At 57.5% G+C, this 21,091-nt stretch carries 25 protein-coding genes and 1 tRNA gene; 4 read left to right on the forward strand and 22 right to left on the reverse strand.

What is annotated here, in order from left to right; translation table 11 throughout:
- The first annotated feature begins 28 nt into the window (after positions 1 to 28).
- Both J4D25_RS19370 and J4D25_RS19375 read left to right on the forward strand, forming a co-directional pair.
- Complete coding sequence (locus J4D25_RS19370) at positions 29 to 241, forward strand: cold-shock protein (protein WP_007977299.1); 213 nt, start codon at positions 29 to 31, stop codon at positions 239 to 241.
- A 94-nt stretch (positions 242 to 335) separates the two neighbouring features.
- Positions 336 to 824, forward strand: a complete 489-nt coding sequence (locus J4D25_RS19375; protein WP_057713522.1) for an RDD family protein — start codon at positions 336 to 338, stop codon at positions 822 to 824.
- Between the two features lie 136 nt (positions 825 to 960).
- On the opposite strand, the gene nadA is transcribed toward J4D25_RS19375, so the two are convergent.
- The 18 genes from nadA to J4D25_RS19465 all read right to left on the reverse strand — a co-directional run bounded on the left by nadA (position 961) and on the right by J4D25_RS19465 (position 15,391).
- Positions 961 to 2,019 carry a quinolinate synthase NadA gene (gene nadA, locus J4D25_RS19380; RefSeq protein ID WP_007995624.1) on the reverse strand — a complete coding sequence of 353 codons (1,059 nt, stop codon included), beginning with the start codon at positions 2,017 to 2,019 and terminating at the stop codon, positions 961 to 963.
- Between the two features lie 270 nt (positions 2,020 to 2,289).
- A tRNA-Lys gene (locus J4D25_RS19385) sits at positions 2,290 to 2,365 on the reverse strand.
- A gap of 63 nt (positions 2,366 to 2,428) precedes the next feature.
- Positions 2,429 to 3,121, reverse strand: a complete 693-nt coding sequence (queC, locus tag J4D25_RS19390; protein ID WP_057713521.1) for a 7-cyano-7-deazaguanine synthase QueC — start codon at positions 3,119 to 3,121, stop codon at positions 2,429 to 2,431.
- Position 3,122: 1 nt separating this feature from the next.
- Positions 3,123 to 3,770 (reverse strand): 7-carboxy-7-deazaguanine synthase QueE, encoded by a 648-nt coding sequence (gene queE, locus J4D25_RS19395; RefSeq protein WP_057713520.1) that lies wholly within the window; start codon positions 3,768 to 3,770, stop codon positions 3,123 to 3,125.
- A gap of 166 nt (positions 3,771 to 3,936) precedes the next feature.
- The gene (gene ybgF, locus J4D25_RS19400; protein WP_057713519.1) at positions 3,937 to 4,770 is read right to left on the reverse strand and encodes a tol-pal system protein YbgF; all 834 of its coding nucleotides are present in this window, start codon (positions 4,768 to 4,770) and stop codon (positions 3,937 to 3,939) included.
- Positions 4,771 to 4,776: 6 nt separating this feature from the next.
- Positions 4,777 to 5,274: a peptidoglycan-associated lipoprotein Pal gene (gene pal / locus J4D25_RS19405; RefSeq protein WP_003178634.1), complete on the reverse strand. Its 498-nt coding sequence runs from the start codon at positions 5,272 to 5,274 to the stop codon at positions 4,777 to 4,779.
- A 52-nt stretch (positions 5,275 to 5,326) separates the two neighbouring features.
- The gene (tolB, locus tag J4D25_RS19410) at positions 5,327 to 6,607 is read right to left on the reverse strand and encodes a Tol-Pal system beta propeller repeat protein TolB (protein WP_167362903.1); all 1,281 of its coding nucleotides are present in this window, start codon (positions 6,605 to 6,607) and stop codon (positions 5,327 to 5,329) included.
- Positions 6,608 to 6,624: 17 nt separating this feature from the next.
- The gene (gene tolA, locus J4D25_RS19415) at positions 6,625 to 7,704 is read right to left on the reverse strand and encodes a cell envelope integrity protein TolA (protein WP_056726036.1); all 1,080 of its coding nucleotides are present in this window, start codon (positions 7,702 to 7,704) and stop codon (positions 6,625 to 6,627) included.
- A complete protein-coding gene (gene tolR, locus J4D25_RS19420; RefSeq protein WP_162135951.1) occupies positions 7,704 to 8,156 on the reverse strand; it encodes a protein TolR in 453 nt (150 codons plus the stop codon). The genes tolA and tolR overlap by 1 nt, the downstream gene beginning before the upstream one ends.
- Before the next feature lie 23 nt (positions 8,157 to 8,179).
- Positions 8,180 to 8,875, reverse strand: a complete 696-nt coding sequence (gene tolQ, locus J4D25_RS19425) for a protein TolQ (protein WP_007897030.1) — start codon at positions 8,873 to 8,875, stop codon at positions 8,180 to 8,182.
- Positions 8,865 to 9,332, reverse strand: a complete 468-nt coding sequence (ybgC, locus tag J4D25_RS19430) for a tol-pal system-associated acyl-CoA thioesterase (RefSeq protein WP_057713518.1) — start codon at positions 9,330 to 9,332, stop codon at positions 8,865 to 8,867. The genes tolQ and ybgC overlap by 11 nt, the downstream gene beginning before the upstream one ends.
- 127 nt (positions 9,333 to 9,459) lie before the next feature.
- Entirely contained in the window at positions 9,460 to 10,521 is a 1,062-nt protein-coding gene (gene ruvB / locus J4D25_RS19435; protein WP_057713517.1) for a Holliday junction branch migration DNA helicase RuvB, read from the reverse strand.
- Positions 10,522 to 11,130, reverse strand: coding sequence for a Holliday junction branch migration protein RuvA (gene ruvA, locus J4D25_RS19440; RefSeq protein ID WP_008052450.1), 609 nt, complete (start codon positions 11,128 to 11,130; stop codon positions 10,522 to 10,524).
- Between the two features lie 113 nt (positions 11,131 to 11,243).
- On the reverse strand, positions 11,244 to 11,768 hold the full coding sequence (gene ruvC, locus J4D25_RS19445) for a crossover junction endodeoxyribonuclease RuvC (protein WP_008015799.1): 525 nt from the start codon (positions 11,766 to 11,768) through the stop codon (positions 11,244 to 11,246).
- Positions 11,769 to 11,926: 158 nt separating this feature from the next.
- Positions 11,927 to 12,673: a YebC/PmpR family DNA-binding transcriptional regulator gene (locus J4D25_RS19450; protein ID WP_007995641.1), complete on the reverse strand. Its 747-nt coding sequence runs from the start codon at positions 12,671 to 12,673 to the stop codon at positions 11,927 to 11,929.
- Positions 12,674 to 12,802: 129 nt separating this feature from the next.
- Entirely contained in the window at positions 12,803 to 14,578 is a 1,776-nt protein-coding gene (gene aspS, locus J4D25_RS19455) for an aspartate--tRNA ligase (RefSeq protein ID WP_007995642.1), read from the reverse strand.
- Between the two features lie 119 nt (positions 14,579 to 14,697).
- Positions 14,698 to 14,919 carry an FmdB family zinc ribbon protein gene (locus J4D25_RS19460; RefSeq protein WP_032829812.1) on the reverse strand — a complete coding sequence of 74 codons (222 nt, stop codon included), beginning with the start codon at positions 14,917 to 14,919 and terminating at the stop codon, positions 14,698 to 14,700.
- A 136-nt stretch (positions 14,920 to 15,055) separates the two neighbouring features.
- The gene (locus J4D25_RS19465) at positions 15,056 to 15,391 is read right to left on the reverse strand and encodes a ribbon-helix-helix domain-containing protein (protein ID WP_057713516.1); all 336 of its coding nucleotides are present in this window, start codon (positions 15,389 to 15,391) and stop codon (positions 15,056 to 15,058) included.
- A gap of 513 nt (positions 15,392 to 15,904) precedes the next feature.
- Between J4D25_RS19465 and J4D25_RS27195 the strand changes: the two genes are divergently transcribed.
- Positions 15,905 to 16,507 carry a cold-shock protein gene (locus J4D25_RS27195; RefSeq protein WP_057713515.1) on the forward strand — a complete coding sequence of 201 codons (603 nt, stop codon included), beginning with the start codon at positions 15,905 to 15,907 and terminating at the stop codon, positions 16,505 to 16,507.
- A gap of 64 nt (positions 16,508 to 16,571) precedes the next feature.
- Here J4D25_RS27195 and J4D25_RS19475 read toward each other — a convergent pair whose 3' ends face one another.
- Both J4D25_RS19475 and J4D25_RS19480 read right to left on the reverse strand, forming a co-directional pair.
- Positions 16,572 to 16,778 (reverse strand): SlyX family protein, encoded by a 207-nt coding sequence (locus tag J4D25_RS19475; protein ID WP_008052459.1) that lies wholly within the window; start codon positions 16,776 to 16,778, stop codon positions 16,572 to 16,574.
- A gap of 3 nt (positions 16,779 to 16,781) precedes the next feature.
- Entirely contained in the window at positions 16,782 to 17,207 is a 426-nt protein-coding gene (locus tag J4D25_RS19480; protein ID WP_057713514.1) for an HIT domain-containing protein, read from the reverse strand.
- A 909-nt stretch (positions 17,208 to 18,116) separates the two neighbouring features.
- Here J4D25_RS19480 and J4D25_RS19485 point away from each other — a divergent pair.
- On the forward strand, positions 18,117 to 19,463 hold the full coding sequence (locus J4D25_RS19485) for an OprD family porin (RefSeq protein ID WP_057713513.1): 1,347 nt from the start codon (positions 18,117 to 18,119) through the stop codon (positions 19,461 to 19,463).
- A 143-nt stretch (positions 19,464 to 19,606) separates the two neighbouring features.
- Here the strand turns inward: J4D25_RS19485 and J4D25_RS19490 are convergent, their stop codons facing one another.
- Positions 19,607 to 20,449 carry a mechanosensitive ion channel family protein gene (locus J4D25_RS19490; RefSeq protein WP_057713512.1) on the reverse strand — a complete coding sequence of 281 codons (843 nt, stop codon included), beginning with the start codon at positions 20,447 to 20,449 and terminating at the stop codon, positions 19,607 to 19,609.
- Between the two features lie 137 nt (positions 20,450 to 20,586).
- Positions 20,587 to 21,072 (reverse strand): YajQ family cyclic di-GMP-binding protein, encoded by a 486-nt coding sequence (locus J4D25_RS19495; protein ID WP_007990750.1) that lies wholly within the window; start codon positions 21,070 to 21,072, stop codon positions 20,587 to 20,589.
- Between the last annotated feature and the right edge of the window lie 19 nt (positions 21,073 to 21,091).

A 21,091-nucleotide genomic window follows, 5' to 3' on the forward strand; every position in this document is an offset into this window, starting at 1 on the left:
TTAATTTTTGCGTCAAAGGAAATAAGAAATGTCCCAACGTCAGAGCGGTACCGTCAAGTGGTTTAACGACGAGAAAGGTTTTGGTTTTATCACTCCTGAAAGCGGTCCGGATCTGTTCGTGCATTTCCGCGCCATCCAGGGCAACGGCTTCAAGAGCCTGAAAGAAGGCCAGAAAGTGACTTTCATCGCCGTGCAGGGCCAGAAAGGCATGCAGGCTGACGAAGTACAAGCAGAAGCCTAATCTTCTGTAACGAAAAAGCCCCTGATGCTGACATCAGGGGCTTTTTTGTGCGCGTAAATCCGTAAAATGGCTTCTTTTTCGCCGAGAGCCTGCCATGTCGAAACACCTGCTTACCCCCCAGGGCGACTTTCCTGCCGCTGGCCTGGGTCGTCGCCTGGCAGCCATGTTCTATGATTTCCTGCTGTGCACCGCCCTGCTGATCGTCACCAGCGGCATCTACAAGATGATCCAGATGGCGATCATCGGCGAAGAAAGGATGCGCACCCTTACCGAAGCCGGGGCGCTGGACGGCGATCCCCTGCTCTCCACGGTCCTGCTGTTCGTACTGTTCGGCTTCTTCGCCAAATTCTGGACCTGGTCCGGTCAGACCCTGGGCATGCAGGTCTGGTGCATCCGCGTACAGAATGCCGATGGCTCGTCCATCAGCCTGTGGCAGGCGCTGCTGCGCTTTGTGGTGTCGATTGCTTCGTTGCTGTGTGTTGGCCTGGGATTCTTCTGGTCGCTGTTCGACAAACAGAAACGCAGCTGGCATGACATCTACTCCAATACCGAACTGGTGCGGATTCCGAAGAAGACCAAATAATTTCCCGACGCAGAAACCACTGTGGGAGCGAGCTTGCTCGCGATGGCGTGGTGTCAGTCAACTTCAATGGTGACTGATACACCGCTATCGCGAGCAAGCTCGCTCCCACAGTTTTTTTGGGCCTGGTTGAAAGATCTCAGGCGTTACCGGCCAGCTTCATCCGCGCCGCCTGGGTGAAATCGAGCATGCGCTTGAGCGGCCGGATCGCCTGTGGGATCAGTGCCGGATCGACAAAGATCTCGTTCGCCCCTTCCTTCAACGCCTTGAGCGTGCGCTCAAGGGTGTTCATGGCCATCCACGGGCAATGTGCACAACTGCGGCACGCCGCGCCGTTACCCGCCGTTGGGGCTTCGATAAAGACCTTGTCCGGGCACAACTGCTGCATCTTGTAGAAAATGCCGCGGTCGGTCGCAACGATCAGCGTCTTGTTCGGCAGGCTCTGTGCCGCCGCGATCAACTGACTGGTGGAGCCCACGGCGTCCGCCAGTTCGATCACCGAGGTCGGCGACTCCGGGTGCACCAGAATCGCCGCATCCGGGTACAGCGCCTTCATGTCTTCAAGCTGCTTGGACTTGAACTCTTCGTGAACGATGCAGGCACCGTCCCACAGCAGCATGTCGGCACCGGTCTGGCGCTGGATGTAGGTCCCCAGGTGCTTGTCCGGGCCCCAGATGATGGTCTCGCCGTTGTCCATCAGGCTTTCGACGATCTCCAGCGCACAGCTTGAAGTCACCACCCAATCCGCTCGGGCCTTTACCGCAGCCGAAGTGTTGGCGTACACCACCACCGTGCGCTCCGGGTGCTGATCGCAGAACGCGGAAAACTCGTCCACAGGGCAACCCAGGTCGAGCGAACAGGTTGCTTCGAGCGTAGGCATCAGCACGCGTTTTTCCGGGTTGAGGATCTTGGCAGTCTCACCCATGAACTTCACGCCGGCGACGACCACGGTCTTGGCCGGATGGGCGTTGCCGAAACGGGCCATTTCCAGCGAGTCGGAAACACAACCGCCCGTCTCTTCGGCCAGCGCCTGAATGACAGGGTCACAATAGAAGTGGGCCACCAGCACCGCGTCCTGAGCCTTGAGCTCGGCAGCGATGGCAGCACGGTAATAAGCCTCTTCATCGGCAGTCAGCGGCTTGGGCTGTTTGGCGTCGAGGTGGGCTTGAACCAGAAGGCGTTCGGAAATTTGCGTCATGTTCGCAAGACCTGCAGGCGCATTCGCGCGAAAGTCGAGTATACACCCGGCTCCGGACCCTACGGGGTACCGCCGGGAAAGTGAGTATTCATCAGGCACGGACAGCGTTGAAGCTGCGCAAGGCTACAGAATATCCGATGGATGCAAAAGGTGATTCTGATCTGCGTCATGGGCAGCAGCCCGCAACGAGGCGGACCTGAATCGCGGGCAAAAAAAAACCCGGAAATCCTCACTTGCGTGGGCCTTCCGGATTTTCTAAACCGCCAAAAATGGTGGGTCGTGTGGGATTCGAACCTACGACCAATTGGTTAAAAGCCAACTGCTCTACCAACTGAGCTAACGACCCGCTGTGTGGTGGCGCGTATAATACTGATTTTTAAGGACTATTCAACACCTATTTTGAAATAAATCAAAAATAAGGGGTTGGATCGCTGATTCCGGCCGCTGCAAAGCCTTCCGCACGCAGTCGGCAGCTGTCGCACTTGCCGCACGCACGGCCTTCATCGTCGGCCTGATAGCAGGAAACGGTCAGCCCGTAGTTCACGCCAAGCTTCACGCCCGCCTGGACGATCTGCGCCTTGCTGAGGTTTTGCAGCGGTGCCTGAATGCGGAAGCCATTGCCTTCAACGCCGGCTTTGGTTGCCAGGTTGGCCATGCGCTCGAACGACTCGATGAACTCGGGACGGCAGTCCGGGTAACCGGAGTAATCCACGGCGTTGACGCCGATGAAGATGTCCCGTGCGCCGAGTACTTCTGCCCAGCCCAGGGCCAGGGACAGGAACACCGTGTTACGCGCAGGCACGTAAGTCAAGGGAATGCCTTCACCGAGCTCCTCTGGAATATCGATGCTGCTGTCGGTCAGGGCCGAGCCGCCCATGCCGTTCAGGTTCAGGCCGATCACCTTGTGCTCGACCACACCCAGGTCCCGCGCCACACGCTCGGCGGCGTACAGTTCAGCGTGAGAGCGCTGGCCGTAGTCGAAGCTCATGGTGTAGCAGCTGTAGCCTTCGGCGCGCGCCATGGCCACGACGGTCGCCGAGTCCAGGCCACCGGACAGCAGGATGACCGCACGTTTTTCAGCAGTATTGAGTTGTTCAGTCATTTCAGCGCCCCGGCTCGTCATTCCATAGATATTTATGCAGCTGCAATTGCAAACGCACTGGCAGGTTGTCCGCCACCACCCAGTCCGCCAGATCCCGGGCATTGAGATCATGGTGACTTGGCGAGAACAGAACCTCACCGGCACGCTGGTCCAGACCGTACTGGATCAGCTTGGAAACGGACCAGTCATAGTCCTCTCGCGAGCAGATGACAAACTTCACCTGATCGTTGGGCGTGAGCAGCTCGATGTTTTCGTAGCGGTTGCGGTGTGCTTCCTTCGAACCCGGGGTTTTCAGGTCGACAACGCGACTGACCCGGGAATCTACTGCCGAGATATCGATGGAGCCACTGGTTTCCAGTGACACTTCGTAAGCGGCGTCACACAAGCGCTTGAGCAAGGGAATGGCGTTGGGCTGTGCCAAGGGCTCGCCGCCCGTGACGCAGACGTAACGCGGGCGAAACCCTGCGACCTGCTCGAGGATGTCGTCGAGCGTGCGAATGGTCCCGCCGGTGAACGCGTAGGCGCTGTCGCAGTATTGGCAACGCAGAGGGCAACCGGTCAGGCGCACAAAAACAGTGGGCAGGCCGGCAGTCCGCGTTTCACCCTGCAACGAGTAGAAAACTTCGGTGATTCTCAATGTGTCTTGCATAGTCGCCACGGGCGTAACAGCTAAACAGGCTGTCCGCCTCCGTCAGGCACTTGAAGGAACCCCGGCAAAGCGCAGGCCCCCAAAAGCGTGTTTCATAAAAAGGGCGTGAATTCTAACGAAAAAACCCGCGACAAGCGCGGGTTTCTTTGAAACGGGTCAAGCAGGCTTACATTTTTTGCAGATCGCGCTGGGCCAACTGAGCGGCGGAAGTGCCCGGATATTGGGAAACCACCTGCTGCAGAATGCCTTTGACTCGGTCGGTATGCCCCAAGCGGCGCTCTACATCAGCGAGCTTGTACAGCGAGTCCGGCACTTTGGCGTGCTTGGGATACAACTGCGAAACCTTGGCAAATGCCTGACCTGCGCCTTGCAGATCGCCTTTGGCCAGGTTCACTTCGCCCAACCAGTATTGGGCGTTGCCCGCGTACTGGCTGTTCGGGTATTTGCGCAGGAATGCGGCAAAAGCCTGACTGGCCTTGTCGAAATCCTTGGCTTTGATCAGGTCGAAGGCAGCATCGTAGTAGAGCTTTTCCTTCGCCGGATCCGCCGGTTCGCTACCTGCGGCCGGTGCCTGGGCGGCAGCTGCCCCTGCACCTGCTGCTGCACCGGGGGCGTTCAAATCGCCACCGGTGGAAGAATTTTCAGGAGTCGCGGCTGGTGCAACGCCGGTTCCTATGCGCCGATCAAGATCCTGATATCGCTCCAGGTTTTCCTGCTTCATGCGCGCCACATCATTTTGCAGAACTTCAATCGCACCTTGCTGGCGCTCGATCTGTTGCTGCATTGATTGCAGTTGGTTGAACAGCTCGCCCTGTGCCGAGACAGGGGCCGAAACCCCTCCCCCGGCATAGGCGCCGTTCGTACCGTAACCTGCAGGCGGATAACTGCTCCCGCTATTGTTATAGCCGGAGTCGTTATCGACCACAGGAACCGCAGCCCACACCGCAAGCGGCGCGAGGCTGAGAGCCAGAACAGTTACAGCACGACGGCACGTTCGCATGACGAATTACTTACGCAGTTCGACGCGACGGTTTTGAGCCCAGGACTGCTCGTCGTTGCCGGTAGCAACTGGACGCTCTTCGCCGTAGGAAACCAGTTCCAGCTGAGCTGGGGAAACACCTTGCAGTACCAGGTAGCGCTGAACGGCTTTCGCACGACGCTCGCCCAGTGCCATGTTGTACTCACGAGTACCACGTTCGTCGGTGTTGCCTTCCAGAACAACGCGAGCGCCGTTTGCTTTCAGGTCTTTGGCGTGAACGTCCAGAGCGCGCATGGCTTCTGGCTTCAGGTCCGAGCTGTCGTATTCGAAGTAGAAAGTGGTGATAGCGCGCAGAGCAGCTTCTTCGCTCAGGGAGCCGTCAACTGCACCAGTGTTTGCGCCGTAACCAGCGTTTGGATCTACCGCGCCTTCACCGGCATTGTCGCCGCCTTTGGACGAGCAACCTACAGCTACAGCCATGGCCAGTGCCAGCGCAGCAAATTTACCAAACTTCAGCATTTCCATCGTGAAACTCCTAATGAACCCCAGTGTGTTAAGTACAACGTATAGCGCCGCGTCAGTTCAGGTAAGGGGACCAGGAAGGTTCTCTGACTTCGCCTTGTGCGGTAGGAAGCGGGAGCCTTACGCGTCCATTGATGGACACGAGCATCAAGACTCCCCGGCCCTGCTGGCGGGTGGCGTAGATTACCATGGTGCCGTTGGGCGCAACAGTGGGCGACTCGTCCAGAGTGCTATCAGTGAGGATTTTTACACTACCGCGCTGCAAATCCTGGGCCGCCACCTTGAAATTGGTGAAGCCATCCTGACGGTGAATCATGACAAGCGTCTTTTCATCAGCCGACAGTTTAGGGTTGGCGTTGTAGTTACCGACGAAAGTCACGCGTTCGGCACCGCCACCACCGGCACTGGTCTTGTAGATCTGCGGTTTGCCGCCACGGTCGGACGTGAAGTAGATGGTCGAGCCATCCTTGCCCCAGAACGGTTCGGTGTTGATGCCAGGACCGTTGGTGACACGGCTGATCTGACGCGAACCCAGGTTCATCACATAGATGTCCGGGTTACCGTCTTTCGACAGTACGAACGCCAGGCGATTGCCATCCGGCGACCAGGCTGGCGCACCGTTCAGGCCTTCGAAGTTGGTGATCTGTTCACGGCGACCGGTGTCGATGTTCTGCATGAAGATGCGTGGACGCTTCTGCTCGAAGGAGACATAAGCGATGCGCTTGCCATCCGGTGCGAAACGCGGCGACAGGATCGGCTCGCGCGACTGCAGCAGGGTCACGGCGCGAGCACCGTCGTAGTCCGAACGTTGCAGGGTGTATCGAGTGTTGTTCTCGGAGAAACGCTCGGCCGTTACGTACAGCAGGCGAGTCGAGAAGGCACCCTTGATACCCGTTAGTTTTTCGAACGACTGGTCGGAGATGTAGTGCGCCATGTCGCGCAACTGATCGACGCCGCCGGACACGCTGCCGGTCAGCACTTGCTGCTCGGTGGCCACGTTGAACAGTGCGTATTGCACCTGCAGGCGACCGCCCGCCGGCACAATGCTGCCGACCATGACGTACTGGGCGCCCAGTGCCTTGAAGTCACGGAAGATGATTTCGCTGGCCTGGCTCGGCTGGCTGATCATGTTCTGCTTTGGAAGCGGCGAGTAGTAACCCGAGTTGCGCAGGTCGTTACCGATGATTTCCGCCATGTCGTCCGGCAGCACGCTACCGCCCTGGAAGCCGAACGGCACGACTGCGATCGGGGTCGCCCGATCGCTGCCGCTGGTAACCAGAATGTTTTTCTCATCTGCCATCGCCATCCCTGCCATGCAGCAGATAACGACCAGCATTCCTCGAAGAAGGTTTCTCACAAGGCTAGATCCTCAGGTGTGAATGTCATCTTGAATGAACGATACGGAGCGAAATCACTCGGCTTCATTCCCTGCATTTCTGTCAAACGTCCAATATTCTTCACCGCTGCAACAGCCGATGCGTCAAACGGACCGTCGCCACTGGACTTGGACACGCTGACCGAAGTCACCGTACCGTCCGGCAACATGCCGATTTGCAACACGACCGTCATGCCTTTGCGTGCCGAAGGTGGACGAGCCCAGCCTTCCGCTGCACGCGCACGAATCAGGTCATCGAAACTGCCGGCGACTTCGTCGCCCTGCTCATCGGCCAAGGCCTGCTGACGCTGCGGCGTGTCTGAAAGCAAATCTGCCAGGGCCTGGGCCTTTTTGTCTTCGGCGGATTTACGCGCCGCGTCCTGCGATTTCTTCTTCGCAGCATCGGCAGCAGCTTTCTTCTTCGCTTCCTCGGCGACTTTCTTCTTCGCCTCTTCAGCTTCAGCTTTCTTCTTGGCGTCTTCCGCGGCTTTCTTCTTCGCGTCTTCGACGATCTTTTTCTTGGCTTCTTCAGCGGCCGCTTTCTTGGCCTCTTCTTCCGCAGCTTTCTTGGCTTCTTCTTCGGCTTTCTTCTTGGCTATATCAGCCAATTGTTTCTCTTCTGCCTTCTTGGCTTCCGCGGTTTTCTTCGCATCGTCGGCTTTCTTGGCTTCATCAGCCTTTTTCGCCTCGTCCGCTTTCTTCGCCTCGTCGGCCTTCTTGGCTTCTTCGGCCTTTTGAGCCGCCTCTTCTTTCTTTTGTTCCGCAGCCTTCACCGCTTCCTGCTCGACCTTTTTCTGTTCCATCTGCTCGACTTCGGTCTGACGCGCAGCAGATTTCTGCGCCTCACCGGCAATCTTCTGATTGGTCTGGGTGGTGGCCCGACTTTTCGATTTCAGCTGGTACAAGGTCGCCTGGACAATCGGCTTGGCCGGCGGCAGTTCCGGGGTAAAGGCAAAGCTGACGAACAGCATGCCGAACACCAGCACGTGCAAGCCAATCGCCCAGACACTAGGCCAGAAGTAGCTTTCCGAGGCGGACGGCTCTCGCTGTTGCTGCATCAGGGCGCCTCGGTAATCAAGCCAACATTACCGACCCCGGCTTTCTGCAACCCGCCCATGGCGCCCATGACGGAGCCGTAATCGACACTCTTGTCGCCGCGAATGAAGACCTGGGTACGCTTGCCGCCTTCGTTACCGACGCGAATGATCTTGGTCACCGCGTCAGTCATCTGCGGCAGGGTCATGGCCCGATCCTGCTGCTTTTCGGTGTCGACTTCGCTACCAAGGTTCCAGTAGTAGGTCTTGTCGGATTTGATGGAAATGGTCAGGACCTGGGTGTTGTTGTCCTGCGGCAAGGCTTCGCTGGAAACCTTGGGCAGATCAACTTTCACGCCCTGATTGAGCATCGGCGCGGTCACCATGAAGATGACCAGCAGTACCAACATCACGTCGATGTAAGGCACCACGTTCATCTCGGCGACCGGCTTGCGCTTTTTGCGAGCTCGAGCGATTAAAGCCATTGGAAATTACCTGCTTATTCTTCGCTGGTGTGCACTTTGCGGTGCAGGATCGCCTGGAACTCGTCGGCGAAGGTGTAGTAGCGGCCCAGCAGGGTTTCACTGCGCGCAGCAAAACGGTTGTAAGCGATAACGGCTGGAATGGCAGCGAACAGACCGATCGCGGTGGCAATCAGTGCTTCGGCGATACCCGGGGCCACAGTGGCCAGGGTCGCTTGCTGGGCGGTCGCCAGACCGCGGAAGGAGTTCATGATCCCCCAGACGGTACCGAACAGACCGATGTACGGGCTGACGGAGCCAACGGTGGCCAGGAAGGGCAGGCTCTGCTCAAGCTTTTCTTCTTCGCGGGAAATGGCAACGCGCATGGCACGCGCCACGCCTTCCATGACCGCTTCCGGGTCAACGCCTGACTGCTGGCGCAGACGGGAGAATTCCTTGAAACCGGCACGGAAGATTTGTTCGACACCCGAATCAGGGTCCGGATTGCTGCCGGCCTGACGGTACAGCTTGGACAGGTCGATACCTGACCAGAAGCGCTCTTCAAAGCTCTCCAGGGCACGTCGACCGGCGCGCAGCAGGTTGCTGCGCTGAAAGATCATGATCCACGAGGTCACCGATGCGGCTACCAGGATCAGCATTACCAGTTGCACCACGATACTGGCATTGCTGACCAGGCTCCACATGGAGGAATGGTCGACGACGTTAGCTTCCACGCTTTATCTCCTGCTTTGAGTGTGTACCCGCGCCGCTCACGTCGGCAAAGGCCGCTCGTAAAGCTTCGGGAATGGCCCGGGGTTTTAAACTTTCAGTGCGCACACAGGCCACCAGAAACTGCCCTTCGCAGAGCAGTGCATTATCCGTTGCTCGCCTGACCTGCTGCTTGAAGCGCAGGCTGGCACGGTTCAATTCGATTACTTCAGCGCTTACCAACAGTTCGTCATCCAGTCGCGCCGGCGCGTGGTAGCGCGCTTCGCTGGAATGCACGACGAACAACAGGTCCTCCCCTGCCAGCTGCGATTGGGCAAAGCCCAGATCTCGTAGCCGCTCGGTTCGAGCCCGTTCCATAAACTTGAGGTAATTAACGTAATACACGATGCCGCCCGCATCGGTGTCCTCGTAATAAACGCGACAACGATGTGCGAAAGGCTCAAGCCCGTTTTGCGCGCGCATACTCTAGTGCTTACTCCTCAGGTTGCCAATCCGGCATGGCAACTGTTTTTCATTGTTCTGCGGCTTTCACGTGAAAGTACGGTCCTGGGACCCTACATTGCCCGAAAAAATCAGCACGCAATGTTAATTAATCGTCAGCGGCTTCAAGAAACTCGTCTACCACGGGCATTTCGCCCAATCGTGACGGAATGTTTAAGCCGAAATGCAGGTAGGCATGCCGCGTCACCACCCGCCCCCGTGGCGTGCGCATGATGTAACCCTGCTGGATCAGGTAAGGCTCCAGCACGTCTTCGATGGTGTGACGCTCTTCACTGATGGCGGCGGCCAGGCTGTCGACCCCGACTGGCCCGCCGTCGAACTTCTCGATCATGGTCAACAACAGACGTCGGTCCTGGTGATCGAAGCCACGTTCGTCGACGTCCAGCAGGTTCAGCGCCAGGTCGGCAATCGGCTTGGTGATATGCCCCTTGGCGCGAACTTCGGCGAAATCACGCACCCGGCGCAGCAGCCTGTTGGCGATCCGTGGCGTGCCACGGGCACGGCGGGCGATTTCGAAGGCGCCTTCCGGGTCCAGCGGCAAACCGAGGATGCTCGCCGAACGACTGACAATCGTCGACAAGTCGGCGTTGTTGTAGAACTCAAGACGCTGAACGATGCCGAAACGGTCACGCAACGGGTTGGTGAGCATCCCCGCCCGCGTCGTTGCGCCGACCAGGGTGAACGGCGGCAGATCCAGCTTGATCGAACGCGCGGCCGGCCCCTCACCAATCATGATGTCGAGCTGGAAATCCTCCATGGCCGGGTACAGCACCTCTTCAACGATGGGCGACAGGCGATGGATTTCGTCGATAAACAGCACATCGTGGGGTTCAAGGTTGGTCAACAGCGCCGCCAGGTCACCGGGGCGCTCCAGCACCGGCCCCGAGGTGCTCTTGATCGATACGCCCATTTCCTGGGCGATGATGTTGGCGAGGGTGGTCTTGCCCAGGCCGGGCGGCCCGAAGATCAGCGTGTGATCCAGGGATTCATTACGACCGCGCGCAGCCTGAATGAACAATTCCATCTGCTCGCGAACGGTCGGTTGGCCAATGTATTCGGCCAGGCTGACCGGGCGAATGGCTCGGTCCTGGACTTCTTCGCGCTCACGCGGACTGTGCGTGGCAGCGATCAGACGATCAGCTTCAATCACTTAGATCATTCCCTTCAAGGCGCGGCGGATCATGTCTTCACTGCTCAAATCTTTCTCCTTGATCGCAGACACTGCCTTGCTCGCTTCCTGGGGCTTGTAGCCCAGGGAAATCAAGGCACTGACGGCGTCAGTCTCGGCAGTGTTCACCGGAGCCGGACCATCCGGCTGGTTCGGCACCAAGGCGAACATGGCCGGTACGGTTTCCCAGGCCTTGAAGCGATCCTTGAGTTCCACCAGCAAACGCTCGGCGGTTTTCTTGCCGACGCCCGGGACCTTGGTCAGCGCCGACGTGTCCTGTGACTGTACACAACGAACCAGTTCGTCGACTTCCAGGCTCGACATCAAGGCCAGGGCCAGTTTCGGCCCGACGCCATTGAGACGGATCAATTCGCGAAAAAAGTCGCGTTCACGCTTGCCGACAAAACCATAGAGTAACTGTGCGTCTTCGCGCACGACCAAATGCGTGTGCAAGGTTAGCGGCTCACCGACCGACGGCAAGCGGTAAAGGGTCGTCATGGGCACTTCAAGTTCATAGCCCAGGCCATTTACATCCAGGATCAGATGGGGAGGCTGCTTCTCAGCCAGGGTGCCGCGCAAACGTCCAATCACGTTACAAATCCTTGAGCGTTGGCCAGCTCATGGCCAGCGACTGATAGAGCGAGGAATACCGCCGACAACACAGGCGGAATGCCCTCACTCCATGAAAATGATTGCTGATGCTATCAGAGACGCAGGCGCCCGCCACGACTGCGTGCAGCTCCCAGACCATGGGGTAACAGACTGGAACGGGTATGAGCGTGGCAGATGGCAATAGCCAGGGCATCCGAAGCATCGATCTGCGGTTTGCTGGTGAGTTTGAGCATGTGCATGACCATCATCTGCACCTGTTCCTTGTTGGCCGCACCGGTACCGACGACCGCCTGCTTGACCTGGGTTGCAGTGTATTCGGCAATTTCCAGGCTTTCCTCGGCTCCCGCCACGATCGCGGCACCACGGGCCTGTCCCAGTTTCAGGGCGGAATCGGCGTTACGGGCCATGAACACCTTTTCGATCCCCATGGTCACCGGGTGGTAAGTCTGGATGATCTCCCGCACCCCGCGGTAGACAATCTGCAGTCGCTCATGCAACTCGCCGGCACCGGTGCGGATACAACCGGAGGCGACGTACTCACAGCCACGGCCGGTATCGCGAACCACACCGTAACCGGTGATGCGCGAACCGGGGTCGATACCAAGAATTAAAGTCATAACGCCTGCGGATAAATTGAAATAACGCGTCGGCCAGAACACCGCACGCTGTAGGAGCGAGCTCGCTCGCGATGGACCATAACGATAACGCAACGTTTGAAATCAGCGTCGCTCTCAGGTTTATCGCGAGCAAGCTCACTCCTACAAAGACGGCGCTCTCAACCGAGCTGCGCGGCCACCGACTCCGGAATCTCCGCGTTGGAATAGACGTTTTGCACGTCATCCAGGTCTTCGAGCATGTCGATCAGCTTGAGGACTTTCTCGGCGCCTTCCAGATCGAGCTCGGCGCTGGTGGTCGGCAACATGACGATTTCAGCGTCGTCACCCTTGAAGCCCGCCGCTTCCAGTGCGTTACGCACGGAATAGAATCCGGCAAACGAGGTGAAAACGTCGATCGAACCGTCTTCGTTGGTCACCACGTCATCGGCGTCGGCTTCCATGGCGGCTTCCATCAGTGCGTCTTCGTCAACGCCGGCAGCGAAGGAGATCTGCCCCTTGCGCTCGAACAGATAGGCCACCGAACCGTCAGTCCCCAGGTTGCCACCGCACTTGCTGAACGCGTGACGAACAGCGGCTGCGGTGCGATTACGGTTGTCGGTCATGCATTCGACCATCACCGCCACGCCGCCCGGACCGTAACCTTCGTAGGTCAGTTCGACCACGTCGTCCGTGTCGGCAGCGCCGGTTCCGCGGGCGACGGCACGATCGATGATGTCGCGGCTCATGTTCGCACCCAGGGCCTTGTCCAGGGCCAGGCGCAGACGCGGATTGGAGCCTGGATCACCACCACCCTGACGGGCAGCGACGGTCAGCTCACGAATCCACTTGGTGAAGATCTTGCCCCTCTTGGCATCCTGACGTTCTTTGCGGTGCTTGATGTTCGCCCACTTGGAATGACCTGCCATAACTCGCTCCGAATTCTCTTTGAAACATTGCCCGCCGCGCTGCATTGCGCCGGCCGGCAAACAAAAATCTTGAACTGCTCTGCCTATAAAGGAAAGGGCGCATCCACAGATGCGCCCTTCAGGTCAGCCTTACTCGGCCTTAGGCGTTTCGCGCAGACGAATGTGCAGTTCGCGCAATGCCTTGGCATCCACCTGGCCCGGCGCCTGAGTCATGACATCCGCCGCGCTCTGGGTTTTCGGGAAGGCGATCACTTCACGGATCGACTGGGCGCCGGTCATCAGCATGACCAGACGGTCCAGACCGAAGGCCAGGCCACCGTGCGGTGGCGCGCCGTATTTCAGGGCATCGAGCAGGAAGCCGAATTTCTCTTCCTGTTCCGCTTCGTTGATGCCCAACAGACGGAACACCGACTGCTGCATCTCTTTACGGTGGATACGGATCGAACCGCCACCCAGTTCGGTACCGTTCAATACCATGTCGTAGGCACGGGACAGAGCGCCAGCCGGGTTGGCCTCCAGCTCTTGCGGGGTGCACTTCGGCGCGGTGAACGGGTGGTGCAAGGCGGTGAAGCTGCCGTCGTCGTTTTCTTCAAACATCGGGAAGTCGACGACCCACATTGGTGCCCACTTGCAGGTCAGCAGGTCCAGGTCGTGGCCGAGCTTGATCCGCAGCGCGCCCAGGGCTTCGCTGACGATCTTCGCCTTGTCGGCGCCGAAGAACACGATATCGCCGTCGACCGCACCGACGCGATCGAGGATCACGTTGAGGTTGTCTTCAGGGATGTTCTTCACGATTGGCGACTGCAGGCCTTCAACGCCCTTGGCACGCTCGTTGACCTTGATGTACGCCAGGCCCTTGGCACCGTAGATGCCGACGAACTTGGTGTAGTCGTCGATCTGCTTGCGCGGCATGCTCGCCCCGCCCGGGACGCGCAAGGCAGCGATACGGCATTTAGGGTCATTGGCGGGGCCGCTGAACACCTTGAAGTCGACTTCCTTGAGCTGATCGGCCACGTCCACCAGTTCCAGCGGGTTACGCAGGTCTGGCTTGTCGGAACCGTAGCGGCGCATGGCTTCTTCGAAGGTCATGTGCGGGAACTCGCCGAATTCCAGGCCCAGCACTTCCTTGAACAGGTTGCGGATCATTTGCTCGGTCAGGCCCATGATCTCTTTTTCATCGAGGAAGCTGGTCTCGATGTCGATCTGGGTGAATTCCGGCTGACGGTCGGCACGCAGGTCTTCGTCACGGAAGCACTTGGCGATCTGGTAGTAACGGTCGAAGCCGGCCACCATCAGCAGTTGCTTGAACAGCTGCGGCGATTGAGGCAAGGCGAAGAACGAACCGGCATGAGTACGGCTCGGCACCAGGTAGTCGCGTGCGCCTTCCGGGGTGGCACGGGTCAGGATCGGCGTCTCGACGTCGAGGAAGCCGTTCTCGTCCAGGAAGCGGCGGATGCTTGTGGTCATGCGCGAGCGCAGACGCAGCTTCTCGGCCATTTCCGGGCGACGCAGGTCGAGGAAGCGATAGCGCAGGCGGGTTTCTTCGCCGACGTCGGAGAACTCGTTCAGCGGGAACGGCGGGGTTTCCGACTCGTTCAGCACTTCCAGCTCGTAGCCCAGGACTTCGATCATGCCCGACGCCATGTTGGCGTTGGTCGCGCCGGCCGGACGCAGGCGAACCTTGCCGGTGATCTTCACGACGTACTCGCTGCGCACGCGATCGGCAGCGGCGAAGGTTTCAGCACGGTCAGGATCGAACACGACCTGGGCCAGACCATCACGATCACGGATATCGAGGAAAATCACCCCACCGTGGTCACGGCGACGGTGGACCCATCCGCAAAGGGTAATTTCCTGGCCGTCCAGGCTTTCGTTCAGTTGGCCGCAATAATGGCTGCGCATCATGGTCGTGGTTTCACTTCTCGTAATTCGAAATTCGGTGGAGATCCTACAGCAGCCCCGCCTTTTAAAAAGTCGTCGGGTGATGCAAGAGCACGCGTGTCGTTCAACTCAGGTTCCAGACCTTAGTCAGCTTTGTCGCCGCCGGCCAGGTTCTTCTTGGAACCGGTCTTGAAATCGGTTTCGTACCAACCCGTGCCGCTGAGGCGGAAGCCCGGCATGGACAGCAACTTTTTAAGCTCTGGCGCCTGACAGGCAGGGCAGTCGACCAGCGGTGCATCGCTGATCTTTTGAATGGCTTCCAACTGATGACCACAGGAAGCACATTGATAATCGTACATCGGCATGGAGGTTGTCTCGGCGATCAGATTGCTACCGTAAACGCAGGGTTTTGCGGCAAAGAGCGGGATTATATCCATTAAATGCGGCCTGTGCAGCCGTAAGACTGCACAGACCGACACTCTGCTGTTTTCGCCGCCCAGACTAGGCCGTGGCGATGCAACCCCCTTCCTTGAGACTGTGCACGACACAGACAACCCGCACCAACCCACTGAAGTTCCTTACCCCGCCGTGACGCAAATGAACTTCGCGATCCACATGAGACAACAGGTTGTTGACCGAGCAACCATTGACCCGGGCCATCCCCCCCAAAATATCCCAATAAACCTGCTCGAGCCGCAAACAGGTGGCGAAGCCATTCAATCGCACGGAGCGGGACAAGGGCTGCGCCAGCCCCATATCGAACTCGCGAACAAACGGATCAACCTTTACATCCTTGTGCGAACCGTATCGCCCCTCTTCCTGCCTTTCATAAACCATAACGCTGACACTCCTTTGCCATCCTGGTTTCTTTAAGCGCAACTGTCTGTCGACTTATAAAAACGCAGATACAAAGGTCTTTTCCAGCCGACTTTATGACCCTCGACGTAGGATAAGCCAACAACGTTTGGCAGACCCCGGAGAGCGTCCTACTCCGGACATTTTCCCACGCAGCGAAGCGATACCCCCTTCAGAAGCACCTAATGGAATGGCGTAGGAAAGAAGAGCGCGAACAACACTTCAAGGTGCCTGACAAAACCCGCCGTTGTGCCGCAGCCCCGGAACTTCGGGCAACCCGTGGCAAATCCCCCCCAAAAAGTGCCGCCGGACGCGCTGATTTGAGTAGCCTGCGGCTTTGCTGTTAAATAGACAGCGTGTCGCCAGCGCCCATTTTTACCGGGCTCGGCGCATAGGCTGATACCGGGTACGTGTCCAACGCCTCTTTATTATCTTGAAGCGAACCGTGCGCCATCAGCTCTTCCTTGTGAGCTGTCTTAACGTGAGTTAATCAAAATGTTGAAAATCGTCCATCTGTTGATAGGCGCAGCGGCCTTGCTGCTGTCCTTCATCCCTAGCCTGCAATCCGAAGCCTTACCTTACCTGCAACAACCCGACGCGCTGTACCTGGCCTTTTTCGGCCTGCTCAACCTCACACTTGCGCCTGTCATCCCTTACTGGAACAAAGGCCCGCGTCACCAACTGCAAAACCTGGTCAGCGCCCTGCTGGTTCTGAGCGTGGTCCTGCAGACCCTGACGCTGATCGCACCGATGCCCGTCATCGCCGGTCAACCCGCTGTATTGTTCAGCCTGGTCGCAGCCCTGATCGCCGTTACCCTGCACCTGGGCATCAGCTTCTACAAGTCGTCACCAGCCGCCACCTCGCCAAGCTACGACATGAGCAACCGCGATACCGGCACCGTCAAGTGGTTCAACACATCCAAAGGCTTCGGCTTTATCTCCCGCGACTCCGGTGACGATATCTTCGTCCACTTCCGGGCCATTCGCGGCGAAGGCCACCGTGTCCTGGTCGAAGGCCAGCGCGTGGAGTTCTCCGTCATGAATCGTGACAAGGGCCTGCAAGCCGAAGATGTGATCGCCGCACTGCCGCGCCGCTGATTCAAGGCTAAAAAAAACCGCGCACAGCTGAGCTGTCCGCGGTTTTTTCATGCCTGCGACGCTCTTAATAGTGCGGCGGCGGCGCCTCTTCTTCGAATGACTCGAACTGCCCGACCATTTCCTCCTGCCGTTTGAGCAGCGCAGCCATTTGCAGCTGCAGGCGCTCGACCACCCGCTGCTGCGCCACCAGCACATCGTTCAACGCCTGGATGGTGTCATCCTGAAACGCCAGACGGCTTTCAAGCTCGGTAACGCGCTCTTCCAGGCTCATGCTTCAGCCCTCCAGAAACGTAAATTCATCGGTCAAAATCAAGCGCAAACGTTCGCGAATCGCGGCGATCTGCTCCGAACTGTAGGGTTTCGCCGGATGCTTACCCCAAACCGGCGCTGGCCAGGCGGCATCTTCGCGCTTGCGCACAATCACATGCATGTGCAACTGACTCACGACATTGCCCAGCGCCGCCACATTCAACTTGTCCGCATCGAACGCGTCCTTGAGCACTTGCGACAGCACTGTTGTTTCCTGCCAAAGCTGTTGTTGCTCTAGGACATCTAACTGAAATATCTCGCTGATAGCCTCGCGACGAGGTACCAGGATGAACCAGGGATAGTTCGAATCGTTGGACAGCAGCAACCGGCAGAGCGGAAAGTCCCCGATCGGTAACGTGTCTTGTTGAAGTCGTGGATCTAAAGTGAACACTGCGCGTACTCCCGCCGGGCCATCATTTTTCAGCTTAGCGCCCATCCAGAGGGACAGCGCACCAAGCGACCGGACGGCAGCATACCTGCGAACGGCGCAGGCTTCACGGCGAACCTTGCATCGAAGCCACGAGCGCCAGTGGAAAGCTGACAGCCGCCCCCGAATGGGACAATTTTCGCTGCCGCGCACCTTTACAGAACCGAACGACAGGCAACAAACGTCGAAATGACTGATCAACAAGGAAAAGTTCGCTACAGGCAAGCGGCCAACAGAGATGAATTCAGTACAGGGCTAAAATTTTTTGCACCAAAACCGCACAGTGGGTCTACGCTGAACGCTTCGACATCCGCCATTTACTCAGTGGTGGGGTGAACCGGTAACATTTTTGGTAGCCAGACTGTCGACCAGAAGGCCGAAACATGATGTCAGGCAAGGCGTCAAGCCCAAACTAAAAGCGCTTGAACCCCCCGGTTTTATGAGGTTTTTACAGCACCTGGCAGTCAATTATAAAATAATCGTGAAAAAACACGATTTTGTGCACGCTTGTTGCATTCATACCCAACATCGCCCGAGTCGCACCCGCTGGAAGCGGAGGCCCTCAGGCAAAAAAAACAGTGGCAAGGTAGCCCGATGGAGATTCAAACGTTTCACCAGGACTCTTTTTACCGACGACAAGGCGCAAAAAACAGCATTAAAGTTGTCCGCCCGGTTGCGTCGGAGCTGGAAATTTGCGACATCTACCACGCTGTTTGCGACAGGGTCGTAAAGAAGGCGAAAGGTTAGATGCGCAAGTATCGCCAACATTGTCGGCGTGATATAAGTTTGCGCCGACACAAAAAGAAAGAGCCGCCCAGATAATAAAACAGGTGGGACGGCAGTACTCTTCTAAAACCAAAGGAGCAAATCACGATGCGCGTGATGAAGTGGAGCATGATCGCACTGGCAGTTGCAGCAGCAGCCAGTACCCAATTGGCTACGGCCGCCCCTTTCGTAAGTGACCAGGCTGAAGCCAAAGGTTTTGTTGAAGACAGCACGCTGAACTTGCTGGTTCGCAACTACTACTTCAACCGTGATAACAAAGACGGTGGCCGTGACCAGAAAGACTGGACCCAGGGCATCTGGGCTAACTACAGCTCCGGTTACACCCAAGGCCTGATCGGTGTCGGCGTTGATGCGTACGGTTACCTGGCAATCAAGCTGGACGGTGGTGACGGCACTAGCGGTAGCGGCAACATGAGCCGTAGCGACACCGTTAACGCCAACGGTTCTCGCGATGTCAACGACAGCCAGGGTAAAGCCGGTGGCGCCGTTAAATTCCGCGTTTCCAAAACCGAGCTGAAAGTCGGCGACATGCAGCCAAGCACTTCCCCAGTGTTCGCTGTGGGCGGCTCCCGTATCCTGCCGCAAACTGCCAGCGGTATCCAACTGCAGAGCAGCGAGATCAAAGACCTTGACCTCGAGGCCGGTCACTTCTACTCGGGTAGCAGCCAGGACAAAAACGCCCGTGACGGCGACCTGTTTGCAAACTACGCCGGCGTTTCCGCCAACAAGATCGACTACTTCGGCGGCAAGTACGGTTTCACCGAAAACCTGAGCGCATCGCTGTACGGCGCCAAGCTGGAAGACATCTGGAACCAGTACTACGCCAACCTGAACTACACCATCCCGTTCACCGACTCCGAGTCGCTGAACCTGGACGGTAACATCTACAACACCAAAGACACTGGCGATGCCAAAGTCGGCGATATCAGCAACACCACGTTCTCCCTGGCGGCTGCTTTCTCGTTCCTGAAAGCACACACCATTACCCTGGGCTTCCAGAAGGTCAACGGTGACACTCCGTTCGACTACATCGGTATTGGCAAGAACAACCGCGGCGGTGACTCGATCTTCCTCGCCAACTCCATCCAGTACTCTGACTTCAACGCTCCGAACGAGAAGTCTGCCCAGGTTCGTTACGACCTGAAAATGGCCGAGTACGGCGTTCCAGGTCTGAGCTTCATGACCCGTTACGTTAAAGGTTGGGACATCGACGGCACCAACACTCCAGCCAACAGCGCTTACGCTGGTCTGTACGGTGCAGATGGCAAGCACAACGAAACCAACTTCGAAGCCAAGTACGTTGTTCAGACTGGCCCGGCAAAAGACCTGTCCTTCCGTATTCGTCAGGCATGGCACTTCGCTAACGCCGACCAAGGTGAAGGCGACGTGAAAGAGTTCCGTTTCATCGTCGACTACCCGCTGTCGGTTTTGTAATCGCATCCAGTTAGTTTGCGGTAACAAAACAAAAGGCCCATCTTCGGATGGGCCTTTTTGTTGGCTGTCGCTTGACTGCTTTAACGACCTGCCCCTTACAGAACATGCCTGACCAAAGAGTCAGACATTGTTCAAATGACCTGTCACTGCACCGCAGACTCCTGAACCACACGAATAACCCGCTGTGGAAATGGAATATCAATGCCGGCCTCTCTCAGGCGATCACGGGATAGTTCGTTGAACATGAACAACACATCCCAGTAATCGGCAGTCTTTACCCAGACACGAAGCGAAAGCGTGATCGAACTGTCACCCAGGGTAGAAACAACTGCCTGTGGTTCCGGATCTGTCAATACTCGCGGGTCCCTGGCCAATTCCAGTAAAACTTCACGGGCTTTCTGAAGGTCCGCTTCGTAATCAACGCCTACATCAAACACGACTTTACGAGTCGGCTGACGGTTTGTGTTAGTGATGATGCCATTCGACAGATTGCCGTTCGGCACGATGATGGTCTTGTTGTCACCAGTACGCAGTACGGTATGGAAAATCTGGATGCTGTCGACAGTACCGGCGATACCCTGAGCCTCGATCCAGTCGCCGATGCGAAACGGACGGAACAGCAAAATCAGCACGCCACCGGCGAAGTTCGCCAGGCTGCCCTGCAAGGCCAGGCCAATGGCCAGGCCTGCCGCACCAATCGCCGCCACAAACGAAGTGGTTTCCACACCGATCATCGAGGCCACGCTGACGACCAGCAGGATCTTGAGGATGATGTTCGCCAGACTGCTGATAAAGCCTTGCAGCGCCAGGTCGGCATTACGTAATGCAATCAGGCCGCCGAGCTTTTTCGTGACCTTGTTGATCAGCCACCAGCCGATGGCCAGGGTGATGACCGCCAGCAGTACACGGCTGCCGTATTCCATGATCATCGGGATCCAGCTTTGGGATACCTTGACCAGATTGTCTACCTCGGCATTTAAGTCCATCTACATTCTCCTGTTTTCCGGCTACCCGGCATGCGTAAAAAAAGCGGCAGAAAGATCCAACCGCGACGGGCTCAATCGTTTCTGCCGTTGCTGGGGCCTCCGACGTCGCAAACGCCAGGAGGTTCCCGCTTTCAAGATCAGTCGCGGAAGTTGTTGAACTGCAGCGGCATGCCGAATTCCTTGGCCCGCAGCACTGCAATGGCTTCTTGCAGGTCATCACGCTTTTTGCCGGTGATACGAACCTGCTCGCCCTGAATGGCCGCCTGGACCTTGAGCTTGGCGTCTTTGACATGAGCGACGATTTTCTTCGCCAGCTCCTTGTCGATGCCTTCCTTGAGGACGGCGTCCTGCTTCATCAGCTTGCCCGACGCGAACGCGTCCTTGACTTCAAGGCACTGCACGTCGATTTTGCGCTTGACCAGCGCCAGCTTGAGGATCTCAATCATCGCTTCAAGCTGGAAATCCGCTTCGGCGGTCAGGTTGACGGTCAGGTCTTTTTCCTTGAACTCGAAGCTGCCTTTGCCTTTCAGGTCATAACGACGATCGAGTTCCTTGACGGCGTTCTCGACCGCGTTGGTGACTTCGTGTTTGTCCAGTTCGGATACCACGTCGAACGACGGCATGTAATCTCTCCAAATATAA

This window comes from Pseudomonas sp. GW456-L13, from assembly GCF_017350115.1.
Lineage (GTDB): Bacteria > Pseudomonadota > Gammaproteobacteria > Pseudomonadales > Pseudomonadaceae > Aquipseudomonas > Aquipseudomonas jessenii.

Bases quoted from the DNA above. Each gene is read 5' to 3' on its own strand.
- J4D25_RS19370 (WP_007977299.1), top strand. From the start codon at position 29: ATGTCCCAACGTCAGAGCGGTACCGTCAAGTGGTTTAACGACGAGAAA.
- J4D25_RS19375 (WP_057713522.1), top strand. From the start codon at position 336: ATGTCGAAACACCTGCTTACCCCCCAGGGCGACTTTCCTGCCGCTGGC.
- nadA (WP_007995624.1), bottom strand. From the start codon at position 2,019: ATGACGCAAATTTCCGAACGCCTTCTGGTTCAAGCCCACCTCGACGCC.
- queC (WP_057713521.1), bottom strand. From the start codon at position 3,121: ATGACTGAACAACTCAATACTGCTGAAAAACGTGCGGTCATCCTGCTG.
- queE (WP_057713520.1), bottom strand. From the start codon at position 3,770: ATGCAAGACACATTGAGAATCACCGAAGTTTTCTACTCGTTGCAGGGT.
- ybgF (WP_057713519.1), bottom strand. From the start codon at position 4,770: ATGCGAACGTGCCGTCGTGCTGTAACTGTTCTGGCTCTCAGCCTCGCG.
- pal (WP_003178634.1), bottom strand. From the start codon at position 5,274: ATGGAAATGCTGAAGTTTGGTAAATTTGCTGCGCTGGCACTGGCCATG.
- tolB (WP_167362903.1), bottom strand. From the start codon at position 6,607: ATGCTGGTCGTTATCTGCTGCATGGCAGGGATGGCGATGGCAGATGAG.
- tolA (WP_056726036.1), bottom strand. From the start codon at position 7,704: ATGCAGCAACAGCGAGAGCCGTCCGCCTCGGAAAGCTACTTCTGGCCT.
- ybgC (WP_057713518.1), bottom strand. From the start codon at position 9,332: ATGCGCGCGCAAAACGGGCTTGAGCCTTTCGCACATCGTTGTCGCGTT.
- ruvC (WP_008015799.1), bottom strand. From the start codon at position 11,768: ATGACTTTAATTCTTGGTATCGACCCCGGTTCGCGCATCACCGGTTAC.
- J4D25_RS19450 (WP_007995641.1), bottom strand. From the start codon at position 12,673: ATGGCAGGTCATTCCAAGTGGGCGAACATCAAGCACCGCAAAGAACGT.
- aspS (WP_007995642.1), bottom strand. From the start codon at position 14,578: ATGATGCGCAGCCATTATTGCGGCCAACTGAACGAAAGCCTGGACGGC.
- J4D25_RS19460 (WP_032829812.1), bottom strand. From the start codon at position 14,919: ATGCCGATGTACGATTATCAATGTGCTTCCTGTGGTCATCAGTTGGAA.
- J4D25_RS19465 (WP_057713516.1), bottom strand. From the start codon at position 15,391: ATGGTTTATGAAAGGCAGGAAGAGGGGCGATACGGTTCGCACAAGGAT.
- J4D25_RS27195 (WP_057713515.1), top strand. From the start codon at position 15,905: ATGTTGAAAATCGTCCATCTGTTGATAGGCGCAGCGGCCTTGCTGCTG.
- J4D25_RS19475 (WP_008052459.1), bottom strand. From the start codon at position 16,778: ATGAGCCTGGAAGAGCGCGTTACCGAGCTTGAAAGCCGTCTGGCGTTT.
- J4D25_RS19485 (WP_057713513.1), top strand. From the start codon at position 18,117: ATGCGCGTGATGAAGTGGAGCATGATCGCACTGGCAGTTGCAGCAGCA.
- J4D25_RS19490 (WP_057713512.1), bottom strand. From the start codon at position 20,449: ATGGACTTAAATGCCGAGGTAGACAATCTGGTCAAGGTATCCCAAAGC.
- J4D25_RS19495 (WP_007990750.1), bottom strand. From the start codon at position 21,072: ATGCCGTCGTTCGACGTGGTATCCGAACTGGACAAACACGAAGTCACC.